Origin of the sequence: Agrobacterium tumefaciens, assembly GCA_025560025.1 — a bacterium.
In the GTDB taxonomy this organism is placed as follows: domain Bacteria; phylum Pseudomonadota; class Alphaproteobacteria; order Rhizobiales; family Rhizobiaceae; genus Agrobacterium.
In genome coordinates, this window is sequence record CP048485.1 from 2,291,726 (window position 1) to 2,309,072 (window position 17,347).

Annotated in this window: 13 protein-coding genes; 10 read left to right on the plus strand and 3 right to left on the minus strand. The window is 58.1% G+C overall.

Annotation, left to right across the window (positions count from 1 at the left end; all coding sequences use genetic code 11):
- The first annotated feature begins 69 nt into the window (after positions 1–69).
- The 4 genes from FY152_11205 to FY152_11220 all read left to right on the plus strand — a co-directional run bounded on the left by FY152_11205 (position 70) and on the right by FY152_11220 (position 6,246).
- Positions 70–2,787 (plus strand): ABC transporter ATP-binding protein, encoded by a 2,718-nt coding sequence (locus tag FY152_11205; protein ID UXS32629.1) that lies wholly within the window; start codon positions 70–72, stop codon positions 2,785–2,787.
- 42 nt (positions 2,788–2,829) lie between these two features.
- Positions 2,830–3,285, plus strand: a complete 456-nt coding sequence (locus FY152_11210; protein ID UXS32630.1) for a cyclic nucleotide-binding domain-containing protein — start codon at positions 2,830–2,832, stop codon at positions 3,283–3,285.
- Positions 3,286–3,634: 349 nt separating this feature from the next.
- Entirely contained in the window at positions 3,635–4,336 is a 702-nt protein-coding gene (locus FY152_11215) for an MBL fold metallo-hydrolase (GenBank protein ID UXS32631.1), read from the plus strand.
- A 215-nt stretch (positions 4,337–4,551) separates the two neighbouring features.
- Positions 4,552–6,246, plus strand: a complete 1,695-nt coding sequence (locus FY152_11220; GenBank protein UXS32632.1) for an adenylate/guanylate cyclase domain-containing protein — start codon at positions 4,552–4,554, stop codon at positions 6,244–6,246.
- A gap of 36 nt (positions 6,247–6,282) precedes the next feature.
- Here the strand turns inward: FY152_11220 and FY152_11225 are convergent, their stop codons facing one another.
- Both FY152_11225 and FY152_11230 read right to left on the minus strand, forming a co-directional pair.
- Positions 6,283–6,765, minus strand: a complete 483-nt coding sequence (locus FY152_11225) for a hypothetical protein (protein UXS32633.1) — start codon at positions 6,763–6,765, stop codon at positions 6,283–6,285.
- A gap of 78 nt (positions 6,766–6,843) precedes the next feature.
- Positions 6,844–8,184, minus strand: a complete 1,341-nt coding sequence (locus tag FY152_11230) for a nucleotide sugar dehydrogenase (GenBank protein UXS32634.1) — start codon at positions 8,182–8,184, stop codon at positions 6,844–6,846.
- 127 nt (positions 8,185–8,311) lie between these two features.
- On the opposite strand from FY152_11230, the gene FY152_11235 reads away from it, so the two are divergent.
- Both FY152_11235 and FY152_11240 read left to right on the plus strand, forming a co-directional pair.
- Positions 8,312–9,409, plus strand: a complete 1,098-nt coding sequence (locus tag FY152_11235) for a glycosyltransferase family 4 protein (GenBank protein ID UXS32635.1) — start codon at positions 8,312–8,314, stop codon at positions 9,407–9,409.
- Entirely contained in the window at positions 9,406–10,152 is a 747-nt protein-coding gene (locus FY152_11240; protein ID UXS32636.1) for a polysaccharide deacetylase, read from the plus strand. The genes FY152_11235 and FY152_11240 overlap by 4 nt, the downstream gene beginning before the upstream one ends.
- On the opposite strand, the gene FY152_11245 is transcribed toward FY152_11240, so the two are convergent.
- Positions 10,144–11,106, minus strand: coding sequence for a mannosyltransferase (locus FY152_11245; protein UXS32637.1), 963 nt, complete (start codon positions 11,104–11,106; stop codon positions 10,144–10,146). The genes FY152_11240 and FY152_11245 overlap by 9 nt on opposite strands.
- 211 nt (positions 11,107–11,317) lie before the next feature.
- On the opposite strand from FY152_11245, the gene FY152_11250 reads away from it, so the two are divergent.
- Genes FY152_11250 through FY152_11265 form a run of 4 tightly spaced genes read left to right on the plus strand, consistent with a single transcriptional unit; the run spans position 11,318 to position 17,280 of the window.
- Positions 11,318–13,210, plus strand: coding sequence for an ABC transporter ATP-binding protein (locus FY152_11250; GenBank protein UXS32638.1), 1,893 nt, complete (start codon positions 11,318–11,320; stop codon positions 13,208–13,210).
- The gene (locus tag FY152_11255) at positions 13,207–15,108 is read left to right on the plus strand and encodes an ABC transporter substrate-binding protein (protein ID UXS32639.1); all 1,902 of its coding nucleotides are present in this window, start codon (positions 13,207–13,209) and stop codon (positions 15,106–15,108) included. Before FY152_11250 ends, FY152_11255 begins: the two co-directional genes overlap by 4 nt.
- Before the next feature lies 1 nt (position 15,109).
- A complete protein-coding gene (locus FY152_11260; protein ID UXS32640.1) occupies positions 15,110–16,108 on the plus strand; it encodes an ABC transporter permease in 999 nt (332 codons plus the stop codon).
- Positions 16,105–17,280, plus strand: coding sequence for an ABC transporter permease (locus FY152_11265; GenBank protein ID UXS32641.1), 1,176 nt, complete (start codon positions 16,105–16,107; stop codon positions 17,278–17,280). The genes FY152_11260 and FY152_11265 overlap by 4 nt, the downstream gene beginning before the upstream one ends.
- Positions 17,281–17,347: the final 67 nt, after the last annotated feature.

Here is a 17,347-nt window from a genome sequence, read left to right on the forward strand (position 1 = left end):
AGCCTGACCGTCTTGACACCGCGCAAACCAACACGCCGGGCCCGGCCCGACAGGTCATAGAAGTTTTATATGGAACAAAGCCTTACGCGTTACATCTGGTCGCATACGAGGCGGCAGCAGCTTTTCATCCTGCTGATCGTCGCCCTGTCCATGATCCCCTATTTCCTGGCTTTCGATCTGCCCAAGCAGATTGTCAACGGCCCTATTCAGGGGGACGGCTTCGAAGGGGCAAACGCGACGCAGCTTTTCATGCATCTCACGGTGGATATTCCCTATTGGGGAACCGTGACACTGTTCCCGGGGTTAGAACTCAACCGCATGTCGATGCTGATGGCGCTCAGCCTCACCTTCCTTGCGCTTGTCATCATCAACGGCCTTTTCAAATATTACATCAATACCTACAAGGGCCGCCTCGGTGAACGGCTGCTCCGGCGCATCCGCTTCGAGCTTATCGACAAGATCCTGCGGTTTCCGCCCACCCACTTCAAGCGGGTCAAGGGCGCCGAAATATCCAGCATGGTGAAGGATGAGGTCGAGCCACTGGGCGGATTTACCGGCGACGCCTTCGTACAGCCGGCGCTTCTCGGTGGTCAGGCGCTCTCTGCCCTCTTCTTCATTCTCGTGCAGAATTTCTGGCTGGGCCTGATTGCCGCCTTCATGGCCGCCATTCAGGTGGGCATCATCCCCAAGATGCGCCGCCGGCTCATCGAACTCGGTCGGCAACGGCAGCTGAGCGCGCGCCAGCTTGCCGGACGCATCGGCGAAATGGTCGACGGCATCGGCACCATCCACGCCTATGACACCTCCAATTTCGAGCGAGCCGACGCCTCCCACCGGCTGGGCGATATCTTCAAGATTCGCTACGATCTCTACCAGTGGAAGTTCCTGGTCAAATTCATCAACAACTTCCTCGCACAGCTCACCCCCTTCTTCTTTTATGCGCTCGGCGGTTATCTCACCCTCAAGGGCAGCCTCGATGTCGGCCAGCTGGTCGCGGTCATCAACGCCTACAAGGAACTGCCCGGACCGCTCAAGGAGCTGATCGACTGGGATCAGGCGCGTCAGGATGTCCAGGTTAAATACGAGCAGGTCTTCGAACAGTTCGATGCCCCGAACATGATCGACGAAAAAGTGCAGAAGCTGTCCCCGGGAACGGTGGCGGCAATCACCGCACCGATCGTGGTCACCAATCTGACGCTCGAAGACGATAGCGGCAGCCGGCTTCTGGAGCAGGCATCGCTGAAAATCGAGCCAGGCGAGGTAATCGCCATCGTCGGCGGCTCCGGGGCAGAGGCGCTGGCGGATGCGATCGGCCGCACGCTGTGGCCGACCTCCGGCAAGATCAGCATCAACGATGTCGACATATTGGAACTGCCGGAATCGCTGACGGGACGACGCATCTCCTATGTGTCTTCCGACAGCTATTTTTTCCATGCCAGCCTGATGGATAACCTGCTTTACGGCCTCAAACACGCCCCGCTTGCGGATAAGGACTATGAGGGTGCGGCGCTCGAACATCGCAAATGGGAGATCCGGGAAGCCAAGTTGGCCGGCAATCCGCTGATCGACATCAACAGCGAATGGATCGACTATGCCGCCAGCCCAGCGGGTGACGGCAGACCGGAAAACCTCATCAAGGCCATTCTTGCCGTTCTCGATAGCGTCGAGCTCTCGCAGGATATTCTGGAATTTGCGCTGCGTTCGTCGATCGATCCTCTGACCGACCTGCATCTTGCCGCCCGCATCGTGGAACTGCGGCATGTCCTGCGCGCCGAACTGGAAAAGGAGAATCTCAGCGGCCTCATCGCGCCCTTCGAACTGGAGAGCTACAACAGCGAGGCGACGGTTGGCGAAAACCTGCTGTTCGGCACCATGCGCGACTCCACCCAGACGATCAGGACCATCATCGAAAGCGACTATTTCCGATCCTTGATGCGCGAGACCGGCCTTGTCAAAGTCCTGTTCGAGATGGGTTACACGATTGCCGAAAACATCGTGGAAATCTTCGCCGACCTGCCGGGGGACCACCCGTTCTTCCAGCAGCTCACATTCATGACGCCTGACGACATTCCGGTCTATCAGCAAATGCTGCAACGCCTTCAGGGCCGGGGTTTCGACGAGGCCAATGAAAGCGAAAAGCGTGCGATGCTGCGGCTGAGCTTCTTTTACATCGAGCCCAGGCAGCGTTTCGGCCTTCTGTCACCGGAGATCATGAACCGGATCGTCGAAGTCCGGCACATGTTCCATGAAAACCTGCCCGACAGCCTGAAGAACGTGATCGAAATCTACGATCCGACAAAATACATGAGCGCCACCAGCCTCCTGGACAATATTCTCTTCGGCAAGGTCAGCCACCGCTATACGGACGCATCGCGGCGCATCACCCGCATTGTCGCGGATGTCATGCGCAAGCAGGGCGTTTACGAGCGTGTTCTGGCAGTGGGTCTGGATTTCAACCTCGGCGCCGGCGGCAAGCGGCTCGGGCCGCTCCAGCGCCAGAAACTCAACCTTGCAAGGGCGCTGATCCGCAAGTCCGATTATTATGTCTTCAACCGCCCTCTTCCCGGCCTTGATCCCCGACAGCAGGAGGAAATTGTCGAACGGGTCATCACATTCCTGAAACAGAACAACAATAACCCCTCGATCGTATGGGTTCTGTCGAATGCAACGCTTTCGCGCATGTTTGGCCGGGTTATCGTTGTCCACCAGGGCCTGATCACCGCCGACGGAAGTTACGAGACTCTCGCTGAGGAAAACGGTACATTCAAGGAAATGGTCGCAACATAAATCCAAGAAGTGGCCGAGGTGGAACAGGAACAGGGTAAGACGATGCTATTCAAAGACGAAATTCAAATGCTGAAACGAGTCCCATTTTTTTCGGAAATGGAACCGTCGAAGCTTAAACTACTCGCATTTGCCTCCGATCGGGTGTCCTATCACACCGGCGACGTGTTGTTCCGGCAGGGCGATGTTGGAGATGCCGCCTATGTTCTTTTGACCGGAAAAGTCGATGTTCTGGTCGATTCTCCATCGGGCACGCTGAAAGTGGCCGAAATGACCGGCAATGCCATCGTCGGCGAAATCGCCATCCTCTGTGACAGCGTCAGAACGGCAACCATCCGCGCTTCGACCGATGTGGAAGCCCTGCGGATCGGCAAGGAGCAGTTCTTCAAGCTCATGTCGGATTTCCCTGACATTACCATCAAGGTCATGCGCGTTCTTGCCGAACGCCTCACCCAGACGACGACGGAACTGAGCAAAGCGCGCGCAAACGCCAGAACATGAGCAGCAATTCCTTGCTACCGTGACGGGCGATATTGGAAAAATAAATGTCGCACCATTGCAATATAAATGAAATGCTGACTGAATAAGGGGTAAAGGCATCCGCCAAAAAAGGGCGGATATAAGAATCTTTAGAGACAACGGGCTTCATGGGAGGAAAGCGTGCAAGATTCCGTTGTTATTGGGGTGTGTCATGGCGTTCGATTCCGACACAGCAAGTCGGGAAAGTAATAGAAATTTTCGGGTAAAGATCTGGGGTGCGCGGGGAACGCTTCCTGTTTCAGGTGAAAACTTCCGAAAATACGGCGGAAATACCATCTGCATCGAGGTACGATGCGGCGATCACGTTCTTTTGTTCGACGCAGGATCAGGGCTGCATCCCGCCGGTCTGGCCTTGCGGGCGGAAGGTGTGACCGACGTCAACCTGTTCTTCTCGCACTGTCATTACGACCATATTGTCGGCTTTCCCTATTTCAAGCCGTTTTATAACAGCTGCAACGATGTCGCCATCTGGTCTGGCCACCTCGCAGGTGCCATGACAACACGGCAAATGCTCAGGGAATTCATGAGTCCGCCGTGGTTTCCCGTGCCGCTGGAGGTTTGCTGCGCAAAAATGGCGACGCGGGACTTCATGCCGGGCGACGCTCTGGATGTGCATCCGGGACTCTCGATCAGAACCGGAATGCTCAATCATCCCGGCAACGCCATCGGCTACCGCCTGGATTGGGAAGGAAAATCCTTCGCCATCATCACCGACACCGAACATGAGCCGGGCAGCACCGACAACAATGTCCTCGACCTTATCAGGGACGTCGATCTTTTTCTCTACGATGCCATGTTCACCGATGAGGAAATGGGCCTTTATCGCGGCTATGGTCACTCATCCTGGCAGGAGGCGATCCGCCTCGCGAAGCTCGCGGGCGCAAAGAATGTCGGCTTCATCCATCATGCCCCAAGCCGCAGCGACGAGGAGCTGGACGATATCGAAAAACAGGCAAAAGCCCTGTTCAGCGGCGCGTTCGCGGCCATGGACGGCCAGATCATCCAGCTCTGAGCACGATTTGACGTCGCCTGCGGCCTGATCTGCCCGACGGTTTTTCGAAATTCTGATCAACACCCTTCGTCATGCGGCGGGCATTCGAACACGCACAATTGACCGGTCCGGATCAATTGCTCCACGATATTGCCACGAGACGGCCTGCACTAAGGGGATTGCCACCACATATTACATGATGATTCTACGCCGAATGACCATCTGATGGGATTTGCATGATCCGTTTCTTTTCGGAGACCAATTTGAGACGCGCCCGGATTTTATCCGGCCTCATCATATTTGCTTTCGTCTTTTCCCATCTTTTCAACCATTCCCTTGCACTCATCTCCATCGATACCGCTGAGCGGGCGCGAAAATGGTTCAGCCTGATCTGGCTCAATCCCGTCAGCAGCCTGCTTTTTTATGGCTCGGTTGTAGTGCATGTCTGTCTTGTTCTGCGCTCGCTTTATCAGCGTCGAACCCTGCGCATGCCGCTTCGTGAAGCGCTCCAGGTCATATTCGGCCTGTCCATCCCATTTCTGATCATCGGCCATGCCGTCAATATCCGTGTATCGCATATGCTTTATGGCATTGATGTCGGCTACTACTCGGTCATCCGCCGGCTATGGATCAACAACCCGATACAGGGCATGTGGCAAAGCCTCGCACTGATCGTGATCTGGGTCCACGGATGCATCGGCCTCTATTTCTGGCTGCGATACCGGGACTGGTATCCACGCATAGCGGGGCTGTTCATGACGGTAGCGGTGATGCTGCCGCTTCTGGCACTCCTGGGTTTTAGCGATGCCGGTCGCTGGCTGGCGGAGATTGATGAAAAATACGCCCTTCCTCCCGGGCTGACCGACAATACCATTCAGAAAGACGAACTGCCGCTGCAACGGGAAATGGAGACGCGGATCCGCTTCATCACCGGCGCGACGGAGACCCTGTTCGCCGGCGCGGTGATGCTGGTATTTGTGCTGCGCGGTGTGCGCAGCTTCCGGCAACGGCTGACGGCCATAGAAATCCGCTATGAACATGGCGCACAGGCGCGCGTGCCGGCCGGGCTCAGCATTCTGGAAGCCAGCCGGCTTGCGGGCATCCCGCATTATTCCGTCTGCGGCGGCAAAGGACGCTGCTCGACCTGCCGTGTCAGAGTTGTCGGCAGCAAGGGCCCGCTTCCGCCTCCCGGAGATATTGAGCAAACTACGTTGAGACGTATCCACGCCGATTCGGATGTGCGCCTCGGCTGCCAGTTGCGGCCCACCCACGATCTTGGGGTGGCGCTTCTCGTATCGCCGCCGCAGCAAAGCGACCTGCCGCCGGATGCCCAACCCGCCCGACCCGGCACGGAAGAGGAGATCGCCATCCTCTTTTGCGATCTGCGCAATTTCACCACGCTTTCCGAAGCCAAGCTGCCCTATGACGTCGTATTTCTCCTGAACCGCTACTTCACCATCGTCGGTCAGGCCGTCGAACAGGCTGGCGGCCATCTCGACAAATTTATCGGCGACGGTGCCATGGCTCTCTTCGGACTTGGCGATAACGCGGAAAATGCCTGCCGCAATGCCATGAAGGCGGCCGCGATCATCCTGCGGGAACTTTCGATCCTGAACGAGGGTCTGGAAAAGCAGTTTGCCGTCCGGCTGGATGTGGTGGTCGGCATCCATGCCGGCCCAACCATCGTCGGCGTCATGGGCTATGGCGCCGCAAAAACCCTGACGGCTATCGGCGACACCGTGAACGTGGCAAGCAGGCTGGAGTCCAAGGCCAAGGAATTTGGCGCCGCCATTGTCGTTTCCGAGCCCGCCATTCTCCAGGCGGGGCAGGAGATTGCCGATCTGCGAAGCGAAAAAATCGCCATTCGCGGGCGAAACTCGCAAATGAGGGTCTTCCTGCTGTCGAAGGAAGAGAGCGAGCGCTATCTATAGGACAATCGGGCGCGCTCGCTGCCGGGCGGCGCGGCCTCAAATCTTGCGATAGAGAAAATAGCGGTCGGTCGGCACGCTTTCCGGCACCGGCAACGGTTTCAGCATGGGATGATCCAGTGGCAGACCACTGACCGCAACGCCGCCTTTCGCCAGCATAGCCGCGGCAAGATCAGGCAGCCACGTCAAGGTGATCGCATCCTTCTCAGGGTAGCCGGTACCGATATCGGCATGGACCAGAGCCGCTTCGGCGCCGATGAAGGCGGGAGCGGTTTGCGATATTTCGCCGATTACGAGATCTTCTTCCGGCGGGACGGACGAGGCATGTGCGCCCATGGCCCTGTCAAAGGCGACGATACGGCGTTCCGGAAACAGTTCCCGCAAATGATTGAACGTGCGGCCGTTTCCAAGCCCGATTTCCATAATCGCGCCTTCATTCGGGAGATCGAGATCGGCCTCGACATGGTTGAGGATATCCCGCTGCGCGGTCAACCGGCGAATGAAACTGTCCAATCTGCTCATAGTCCGTCCATTCATGAATGCCGGGCATTTCCAGTAAAAGCATGCAGCGATTTTGCTGGAAATGCCTGATGAAGCCGATCAGGCCTTGATGATGTGTTTTGCGGCTATATCCCGGCGTGCAAAGACATTTCGCGTGTCGATGATCAGCGGTGCCCATTCGCAGAGAGCGGCGTAGTCCACATTGTCGTGATCGGTCGCCACGAGAACGGCATCGAAGGTGCCGACCGTCTGCTTGTCCCATGCAACGGATTTCATGCCCATCAAGTGGCTATATTCCCGGGTTTTGGGGATTTCCGCCACATGAGGATCGAAATAGGCCGCTTCACCGCCGCGCTCCTGGATGAGCTCGATGAGCTTCAGCGAGGGGCTTTCGCGAATATCGGGCACATTTTTCTTATAGGCGAGACCAACGACTAGCACCTTCGAGCGGCTCAGCGCCTTGCCGGAATGAATGTCGAGCGCTTCCGCGACGCGCCCGATGACATGGCGCGGCATGCCGGTGTTGATTTCGCCGGCAAGCTCGATGAACCGCGTCGGCAACTCATATTCCCGCGATTTCCAGGTGAGGTAGAAAGGGTCGATCGGTATGCAATGGCCGCCGAGGCCCGGGCCGGGATAAAACGGCATGAAACCGAAAGGCTTGGTTTTCGCCGCGTCGATCACCTCCCATATGTCGATGCCCATGGCCTCGTAGACGACCTTGAGTTCATTGACGAGCGCGATATTGACCGCACGAAAGACGTTTTCGGTGATCTTCACAGCCTCGGCCGTGGCGTTTGTCGAGACCGGAACGATCTTCTTCACCACCGCACCGTAGAAGGCGGCCATCAGTTTTCCGGCAGCCTCGCCATCACCGGCAACAACCTTTGGAATGGTCGAGGTCTCGAAATCGCGATTGCCTGGATCTTCCCGCTCGGGCGAAAAGCCGATGAAGAAATCAACGCCGGAGACAAGCCCGGTGCTTTCCAGAATGGTCTTTACCACCCCATCGGTCGTACCGGGATAGGTAGTCGATTCCAGAACGACGAGCTGCCCCTTGCGAAGATGGGCGGCAATATCCCGGCAGGTCTTTTCGACATAGGAAAGGTCCGGCTCGCGATATTTCGTCAAGGGCGTCGGCACGCAGATGGCGATCACATCGCATTCTGCCAGTCGGGAAAAATCGCAGGTGGCAACAAAGCCGTCATCACGCCTGACGTCTGAAAGCACCTCATCCGACACAGCCTCAATATAGCTGCGGCCCACTTCGATCGCGGTAATTTTGCCGGGGTCTATATCGAAACCGACAACCTTGAAACCGGCCCTGGCGATCGTCATGGCAAGCGGCAGGCCCACGTAGCCAAGGCCGATCACGCCCGCTTTGGCGCTTTTGTTTTCGATGCTGGAAAGCAGGTTTTGGGAAATGTCTGGGGAAGTCAAAGCGTGTCACGCTCCGCGCATGTGCAAAAGATGCCTTTCAGTTGGGCAAGAATGGCCGGGCTGTCAAGACTGCGCCCTTTCAAATTCCGGTTGACGCCGCAGCCGCGACCAACGCACAACCATCGGCATGAAGATCGCCTTTTATTCGCCGCTCAAATCGCCCAACCATCCCGTTCCCTCCGGCGATCGGCTGATGGCCCGTCTGCTGATGACGGCGATGACCATGGGCGGCCATGAGGTTTGCGTCGCCTCCGAGTTGCGCAGCTTTCTGAAACAGGCGGATGATCCGGCGCGCGCCTCTCTCACCGATGCCGCCGAACACGAGACCGAAACAATTGCAGAGCTTTGGCGGCGGCAGGGCGTGCCGGACCTCTGGTTTTGCTACCACCCCTACTACAAGGCCCCGGATCTGCTCGGGCCGGAACTCAGCAGGCGTTTCGATATCCCCTATGTCACCGCCGAGGCCTCCTATTCACCCAAGCGCAACGGCATGGGCTGGCAGGCCGTTCAGGACGACCTGCTGGCCTCATTGACGGCCGCCGCGGTCAATATCTGCTTCACCGCGCGGGATCGCGATGGGCTTCTGCGTGCCTCTCCCGCCATCCGCCATGCGACCTTGCAGCCCTTTATCGACGCCGGCGCCTTTCTCGAAAACGAGCCTCGCCCGACGCCGGCAAGGCTGATCACCGTCGCCATGATGCGGGCGGGCGACAAGCTTGGCAGCTATCGCGCGCTTTCCCAGGCACTTGCCCTCCTGCCGCAAGATCTGGACTGGACATTGGATATCGTCGGCGACGGGCCGGAACGCGCGACCGTTCAAGCCATGTTCGGCTCTTTTCCCGGAAACCGCCTCGTCTGGCACGGGGAAAAAACCGCAGCCGAGATCGCCGCTCTTCTTTCCCGCGCATCCCTTTATGTCTGGCCGGGGCATGGCGAGGCCTATGGTCTTGCCTATCTCGAAGCACAGGCCGCCGGGCTGCCCGTGGTGGCCGAAGAGGTGGCAGGCGTTCCCGAAGTGGTAAAATCCGGTACCACCGGATTACTGACACCGGAAAATGATACAGCCGCCTATGCCGGTGCAATTGAAACCCTGCTCGGCAATGACAGGCGGCGTGAAGAACTGGCAAAGGCGGCCCGGCAATTCGTCAAGGATGAACGGTCTCTGCAAAACGCCGCGAAAGAACTGAACCATATTCTGTTGCGAGCAAAGGCACGAACACCATGAGTCTGGAAAAACTCGTAACGGCACTGGACGAATGCGCGCAGCGCGGCATAACCGCCGACCTCTGGCTGAGAGACGACGACGCGGTGGAGCCGACGCCGGCGCTCGACACGCTGCTCGCTCTTTGCAGCAGCTTTTCCGTTCCGGTCACCCTTGCGGTCATACCCGAGATGACGACGGGCAGGCTCGCGCAATATCTGGATAAAGCCGATATTGCCCATGTCGCCGTCCATGGCTGGTCCCACACCAATTATGCCGGTGAGAAAGAAAAGAAACGGGAACTCGGATTGCACCGCGATCTGTCCATCGTTCTCGACGAGTTGCAATCCGGGCTGGAAAAATTGCACGATCTGCATGGCGAACGTCTGGTACCGATGCTGGTGCCACCGTGGAACCGTATCGATACCGGTGTCGTGGCGGAACTGACCGGCCTCGGCTATCGTGCATTGTCCGTTTTTGGCCCGGAGAAAAACACCGTCCCACCCTGCCTGAACACCCATGTCGACGTGATCGACTGGCACGGCAGCCGTGGCGGCCGCGAAGACGACAGTCTTTTCGTCGAAACCGCCGCCCGTATGCGCTGGGCAGCGGACCATGGCGGCGGCTCCACAGGCATCCTGACCCATCATCTCGTTCATGACGACAATGTCTGGCGCTTCCTGAGACGGCTTTTCGAGGTAACCGCCAACCATCCCGCCGCCCGCTGGCGTTCCTCGGCAGACCTCGTCAACGGAATCTCACCATGACTTCCAGGCAATCAGCAATCCGTCCATCCCGGCAGCGTGCTCACGCCTGAGTGCCTCCACCGCCTCAAACGGCGCACGATCGGGAAGAGAGGCGGCAACAAAGGATGCAGGCGCAAGGCTGATGCTTCCCACCCGAGCGATGACGGTGAAGATCAGCGGGCCTGTCGACCACCAGGCCGGCGCGCGCGGCATATCGGCGATGATCCCGGGAAAAGCCTCCAGCATTCGTCGAAAGACGGGATGGCCGGCCGGGGCGGCGATGAAGGAATTGGCGAGAAGCATGCTGCCCTGCCCGGTATCACGCGGCGTTTTTTCATCAAACGCCGTCAGCCCCATCAAGGGCAGGAAAGCGTCGAAACTCAGATCGTCCCTGGCCGGATACCAGTCACAATCGAGATAGATACCGCCAAAACGTTCCAGCAGAATGTAACGGGCCACATCCACCGCGCCCGGATAATCGCCCTGATCCAACATCGTTCTGAAGACGTCGTTTGCAAGCACGCCTTCCCGCTCAAGATCGGCCTCGCGCCAGAGGCGATACTCGTAACCGTGTGAGGCGGCATGGGAAGCCCAGGCTTCAACCGATACCGGCGGGGCTTTTTCCCCGATCCATATCTGGTGAACGAGCCTCGGCACCTCCTCCCTGTTTTTCAGGTTGATCGTGCGGCGTTCTTCCGGAGAAAATTGTGCATATTTTGCCAGCGCCCGTGGTGGCGGAACCAGCGTATATTGATAGCCGATTTTCGCGACCAAATCGCCTTCAGCCTTGGCGAGACGCAGCCGCGCCGCGTGCAGCCGACGCGGCAGGCCGAGCACTGTTTCCTCGCCCATGAGATGCCTGTCTTTTACTGCAACCAGCGATAAGAGAAGCGCATTCGCTTCCGCATATTGCCCTTCATTTTGCAACTGCCGGGCTCTGTCCAGCTGGGCATCGTAATATTTCTTGTCGGACATGGATCCTCATCCAGAAACGCTCGTTAACATATCGTCAAACAGAAGCCGTCGCGCAAGCCGTCAGGTTTCAGAAGCCGGCTTTGAATTTGCTAAACAATTCGATGTTTCAGAAGCATAGACAGACAACAAACCCTGCGATAACGTGAATTTAAGCCCTCCTGAGCAAGTTGTCACAAGGCAACGATAAAGAGACGGCAAGGAACCCTTTGGCATGAGCGCAGGCGCAGATTTGCTCCGTATTGAAAACCTGCGGGTCTCGTTTTCTCTTATGGGTGGTACGATTGATGCCGTGAGGGGCGCCAGCCTTCGCATTCTTCCGGGAAAAGTAACCGCGCTGGTCGGAGAGTCCGGCTCGGGAAAATCCGTCATCGGCCAGACGATCATGGGCATCCATCCCAAGACGGCGCGCGTGAATGGCCGCGTGCTCTTCACCGATCCCCAAAATACCGCCGCCGGCCCCGTCAATCTGCTGCAACTGCCGAAGGACGGCCGGGAAATACGGGCCATCCGCGGAAATCGCATCGGGCTGATTTTTCAGGAGCCGATGACATCTTTTTCACCGCTGCACACCATCGGCAACCAGATCGACGAGGCGCTGCGAATCCACAGCATCCTGTCGCCGGCCGAGCGCGCGGAAAAAATGCATGAAACGCTCGATCTTGTAGGGTTTTCCAACCCGAAGAAGGTCGTGAACATGTATCCCTTCGAATTATCGGGCGGCATGCGCCAGCGCGCCATGATCGCCATGGCGCTGATCTGTCGCCCGGCCCTTCTGATCGCTGACGAACCGACGACGGCGCTTGATGTGACCATACAGGCGCAGATCCTCAAGCTCCTGCGCGATCTGCAGAGCCGGCTGAACATGAGCATGCTGCTCATCACCCACGATCTCGGCGTGGTGGCGAACATCGCCGATGAGGTTGCCGTGATCTATCAGGGCGAGATCATGGAGGCAGGCACCGTCGACGACATCTTCAAGTCGCCGGGCCATCCCTATCTCAAGGGCCTGATGGCCGCCGTGCCGCATTTCGATATGAAGCCCGGCGAGAGACTGAAGGCACTGCGCGAAATCACGGTTGATCATGAAAGCCTTGTCGGCAAAAAAACCGCCGCGGTGAACAAGACGCCCGGACCGCTTCTGACCGTGGACAACATCAGCAAGACCTTCACCACCCGCAAATCCAGCTGGTTCCGCAAAGGCGACGCACACGCCACCAAGGCGGTCAACAGCGTCAGTTTTGAAATCCGCCGGGGCGAATGCCTTGGGCTGGTGGGAGAAAGCGGCAGCGGCAAAACCACCGTCAGCAAGATCCTCATGCGCGCCGTCCGCCCCGACGAAGGTTCTGTAACCTTCCACCGGCCGCAGGGCGATATCGACGTCCTCAATGCCAGGGACGGCGATCTCAAGGAATTGCGCTCGAAGATACAGATGGTCTTTCAGGACCCGATCTCATCGCTTTCTCCGCGCATGACCGTGGGCAACATCCTGAGTGAACCGCTTGAAATCCACGGGCGCGGCGACGCAAAATATCGCGCGGAGAAAGTCCGCAATCTCCTGAAGGCAATCGGTCTTGGCGAAAGTGCCCTGAACCGCTACCCGCACAGTTTCTCCGGCGGCCAGCGGCAGCGCATTGGCATCGCGAGAGCCCTGGCGCTCGGTCCTGAATTGCTGATCTGCGATGAACCCGTTTCCGCCCTCGATGTCTCGGTGCAGGCGCAAATTCTCAACCTGCTCAAGGATTTGCAAAAGGACCTCGGCCTCACTTACCTCTTCATCTCGCATAATCTGGCGGTCGTGGATTATATGGCCGACCGCGTGGCCGTGATGTGCGAGGGCCGCATCGTCGAGCTGGCACCGCGGGAAGTCCTGATGCGCTCCCCCGTACATCCCTATACCAAATCGCTGCTGGCGGCCGTGCCCTTTCCCGATCTCGATCGTCCACTCGATTTCCGCACCATCGGCAAGATCAGCGCGACGGGCAAGTTCGACTGGGGCAGGCAATTCCGCGACGAGGGTGATGGTGCGATGATCTCCGCCGATCTGGGCGAAGGCCATTTCGTTCTTGCCAACGGCAATGCCGACATCCGGGAGCTCCGCCCTTGATCACGCGCCGCACCACCCTTGCCCTGCTCGCATCCGTCTTTTTGCCGGCCTACGCACGCGCCGCCTATACCGATCCCGACTACTTCAAGGAAAAGCGGGAGAAGGGCGAATTGCCGGATGTGGCGGAACGCCTGCCGAAGAACCCGCGCGTCATCGATATGAAAGCGCTTGGCCGCGAGCCGGGAAAACATGGTGGCTCCGTGCGGATGCTGATTGGCGGCCAGCGCGATATCAGGCTTATGCCGATCAGCAACTATGCCCGCCTTGTCGGTTATGACGAAAAATTCGAGCTGCACCCGGACATTCTGGAAAGCTACGATGTCGAGGAAGAGCGCATCTTCACCTTCAAGCTGCGCGAGGGCCACAAATGGTCCGATGGCAGCGATTTAACCTCCGAGGATTTCCGTTATTTCTGGGAGGATGTCGCCCTCAACAAGGAAATCCACAAGGGCGGTCCGCCGATCGAACTTCTGGTCAACAATAAGCCGCCCCTGATCGAGGTCATCGATCGGTTCACCGTGCGTTATACCTGGGAAGGCCCCAACCCGGATTTTCTGGCGAAGCTCGCGGCCGCCTCGCCGGCGCGGCTGTTCCTCCCCGCCGCTTATATGAAGCAGTTCCACGTCAAATATCAGACGGCGGAAAATCTCGCCAAGCTCATCAAGAAGAACAAGGCGGATGACTGGAGCGGGCTGCATATCAAGATGTCGAGACAGGTCCGGCCGGAAAATCCCGCCTTGCCGACGCTCGACGCATGGCGAAACACGACCTCGCCGCCGGCCGAACAATTCGTGTTCGAACGCAATCCCTATTATCACCGCGTCGACGAAAATGGCCTGCAGCTGCCCTATCTCGACCGGTTCCTGCTGAACGTCACCTCGTCCGATATCATCTCGGCGAAGACCGCGTCGGGCGACAGCGACCTGCAATATTTCGGCCTCGACTTCGCCGATTACACCTTTCTGAAGGATGCCGAAAAGCGCTTTCCCCTGAAGGTGAACCTCTACAAGCGCTCCCAGGGCTCACGCATCGCGCTTCTGCCCAATCTGAACTGCGCCGATCCTGTGTGGCGTGGCTATTTCCAGGATGTGCGCGTGCGCCGGGCCTTGTCGCTCGCGATCAACCGGCATGAAATCAACATGGTCTGCTTTTACGGGCTGGCGAAGGAAAGCGCCGACACGGTTCTGCCGGAAAGCCCGCTTTACCGACCCGAATTCGCCGAAGCCTGGAGCGCCTTCGACCGTGCGGCAGCCAACAGGCTGCTCGATGAAGTGGGTCTCGACAAGCGCGACAACGCCGGCATAAGGCTCCTGCCGGATGGACGCCCAGCCTATATCATCGTCGAGACAACAGGCGAAAGCACGCTCGAGACCGACGTGATGGAACTGGTGACGGATCATTGGCGGCATATCGGTATTGCGGTTTCCGTCCGCCCCACCCAGCGTGATGTCTTCCGCAAGCGCGCCATGGGCGGCGAGGTGCTGATGTCGGTATGGATGGGCATGGACAATGGCGTACCGACCTCGGATATGCTGCCATCCGGCCTTGCCCCCACCGGCGACGACCAGTTGCAATGGCCGGTCTGGGGCATCCATTATCTGTCCGGCGGACGTGAAGGCAAGGAACCCGATCTGCCGGAGGCGGCGCATCTGCTCGATCTCCTGAAGAAATGGCGCCGAAGCGTCACCGAGGAAGAACGCGAAGCCATCTGGCTGGAGATGCTGGGTATCTATACACAGCAGGTCTTTTCCATCGGCATCGTCAACGGCGCGCTTCAGCCCGTCGTCCATGTCAAACGCATGCGAAATGTGCCGGAAAAGGCGCTTTTCGGTTACGAACCCACATCGTATCTCGGCGTCTACCTGCCGGATGCCTTCTGGTACGACGGAGACGCCTGATATGCTGCGGTATATTTTGAAGCGCATCCTCGTCATGATCCCCACGCTGATTCTGATCTCGATGCTGGTTTTCACCATCATCGAACTGCCGCCGGGCGATTATTTCGAAAGCTATGTCGCCGAACTGCGCGCCATGGGCGAGACGGCGAACCTTGCCGAAATCGAGGAGCTGCGTACCCGCTATGGCTTCGATCAGCCGGCACCGATCCGCTACTTCCGCTGGGCAACCGGCATGCTGGTCGGCGATTTCGGTTATTCCTTCGAATATCAGCTGCCCGTCAGCGACGTGGTGGGAGACCGCCTGTGGTTGACGGTCCTGGTATCCTTCGTCACCATCATCGTCACATGGCTCCTCGCCTTCCCGATCGGCATCTATTCCGCCACGCATAAATATAGCTGGGGTGATTACGGGCTCACCTTCCTCGGCCTGCTCGGCATCGCCATCCCCAATTTCATGCTGGCGTTGATCCTGATGTATTTTGCCAATATCTGGTTCGGCATCTCCATCGGCCATCTGATGGACCGGGAATATCTGAACCAGGCAATGAGCTGGGCGAAGTTCAAGTCGATCCTCGAACATATCTGGATACCCGTCCTCATTATCGGAACCGCAGGCACGGCCGGCATGATCCGCCGCCTGCGCGCCAACCTCCTGGACGAATTGCAGAAGCAATATGTCGTAACGGCGCGTGCGAAGGGGCTTCACCCCTTCAAGGTGCTGATCAAATATCCCCTGCGCATGGCGTTGAATTTCTTCATTTCGGACATCGGCTCGATCCTGCCTGCCATTATTTCCGGCGCGGAAATTACCGCCGTCGTGCTGTCGCTCGAAACCACCGGTCCGATGCTCATCAGGGCTTTGCAGAGCCAGGACATGTATCTGGCCGGTTCGTTCCTGATGTTCCTCGCTTTCCTGACGGTGATCGGCGTTCTGGTCTCGGATATCGCCCTTGCCATACTCGACCCGAGAATTCGCTTTGGAGGTGGTAACGTCAAATGACTTCATCCATCCCGAACTCAGGCGAAGCGCTGACCCATTACGTCTCGACGGCGCCATTCGACCCGTCGCTCATCGAACCCAACACGTCCGGAATGGCGGCCTTCAGCAAGGCATCGCAATTGCGGCTCATGTGGTGGCAGTTCCGCCAGCACAAGATCGCGGTGTGGTCCGGCGCTTTTCTGGTGGTGCTTTATCTCTCGATCCTGATCAGCGAGTTCCTGGCGCCGTATAATCTCCACACCCGCAATATCGAGCATATCTACGCTCCGCCGCAGGCTATTCATCTCTTCAATGACGGGAAGTTTGTCGGCCCCTTCGTTTATGGCCGGGAGATGACGCTCGACATGGACAATCTGAGGCGCGTCTACCGCGATGTACCGACGGATATCCAGCCGCTGCGCTTCTTCTGCAAGGGCGATACCTACCGTTTCTGGGGCATGTTCGAAGGCAGAACCCACCTTGTATGCCCCGCTGAAGGCGGCGAAATGTTCCTGCTCGGCACCGACCGGCTGGGACGCGACGTGCTGTCGCGCATCATCTATGGCGCACGCATCTCGCTGACCATCGGCCTTCTTGGCGTCGCCATGAGCTTTGTTCTCGGCATTGTGATCGGCGGTTTAGCTGGCTATCGCGGCGGCACCTTCGATCTGATCGTTCAGCGCATCATCGAGGTCCTGCAATCCATCCCAAGCATTCCGCTGTGGCTAGCGCTTGCGGCGATCATGCCAGTGACCTGGAGTCCTATTCTCGTTTATCTCGGCATCACCATCATTCTTGGCATGTTGGACTGGACGGGACTGGCGCGCGCCGTGCGCTCTAAATTGCTGGCGCTTCGCGAGGAAGACTATGTTTTGGCTGCGCAATTGATGGGTGCGGGCACGCCGCGCATCATTGGCAGGCACCTTATTCCCGGTTTCATGTCGCACCTCATCGCCTCGGCAACGCTGACTATACCGGGCATGATTCTTGGCGAAACCGCGCTGAGCTTCCTTGGTCTCGGCCTCAGGCCACCGATCACAAGTTGGGGAATTCTGCTCACGGAGGCGCGCAGCGTCAGCGTCATTGCGCTATATCCGTGGCTTCTGCTACCGACGATCCCGGTCGTTCTCGTCATTCTGGCCTTTAATTTCTTCGGTGACGGACTACGTGATGCTGCGGATCCCTTCAGATAAAATGGAACACCCTTTGATAAACTGCTCTTCCGCCATCGCCTTTTTTCTGAAAGGCAAAAAGAGGTGT

What these genes read in the sequence shown, in the direction of transcription:
- FY152_11205 (UXS32629.1), top strand. Translation starts at nt 70, where the DNA reads ATGGAACAAAGCCTTACGCGTTACATCTGGTCGCATACGAGGCGGCAG.
- FY152_11210 (UXS32630.1), top strand. Translation starts at nt 2,830, where the DNA reads ATGCTATTCAAAGACGAAATTCAAATGCTGAAACGAGTCCCATTTTTT.
- FY152_11220 (UXS32632.1), top strand. Translation starts at nt 4,552, where the DNA reads ATGATCCGTTTCTTTTCGGAGACCAATTTGAGACGCGCCCGGATTTTA.
- FY152_11225 (UXS32633.1), bottom strand. Translation starts at nt 6,765, where the DNA reads ATGAGCAGATTGGACAGTTTCATTCGCCGGTTGACCGCGCAGCGGGAT.
- FY152_11235 (UXS32635.1), top strand. Translation starts at nt 8,312, where the DNA reads ATGAAGATCGCCTTTTATTCGCCGCTCAAATCGCCCAACCATCCCGTT.
- FY152_11240 (UXS32636.1), top strand. Translation starts at nt 9,406, where the DNA reads ATGAGTCTGGAAAAACTCGTAACGGCACTGGACGAATGCGCGCAGCGC.
- FY152_11245 (UXS32637.1), bottom strand. Translation starts at nt 11,106, where the DNA reads ATGTCCGACAAGAAATATTACGATGCCCAGCTGGACAGAGCCCGGCAG.
- FY152_11250 (UXS32638.1), top strand. Translation starts at nt 11,318, where the DNA reads ATGAGCGCAGGCGCAGATTTGCTCCGTATTGAAAACCTGCGGGTCTCG.
- FY152_11260 (UXS32640.1), top strand. Translation starts at nt 15,110, where the DNA reads ATGCTGCGGTATATTTTGAAGCGCATCCTCGTCATGATCCCCACGCTG.
- FY152_11265 (UXS32641.1), top strand. Translation starts at nt 16,105, where the DNA reads ATGACTTCATCCATCCCGAACTCAGGCGAAGCGCTGACCCATTACGTC.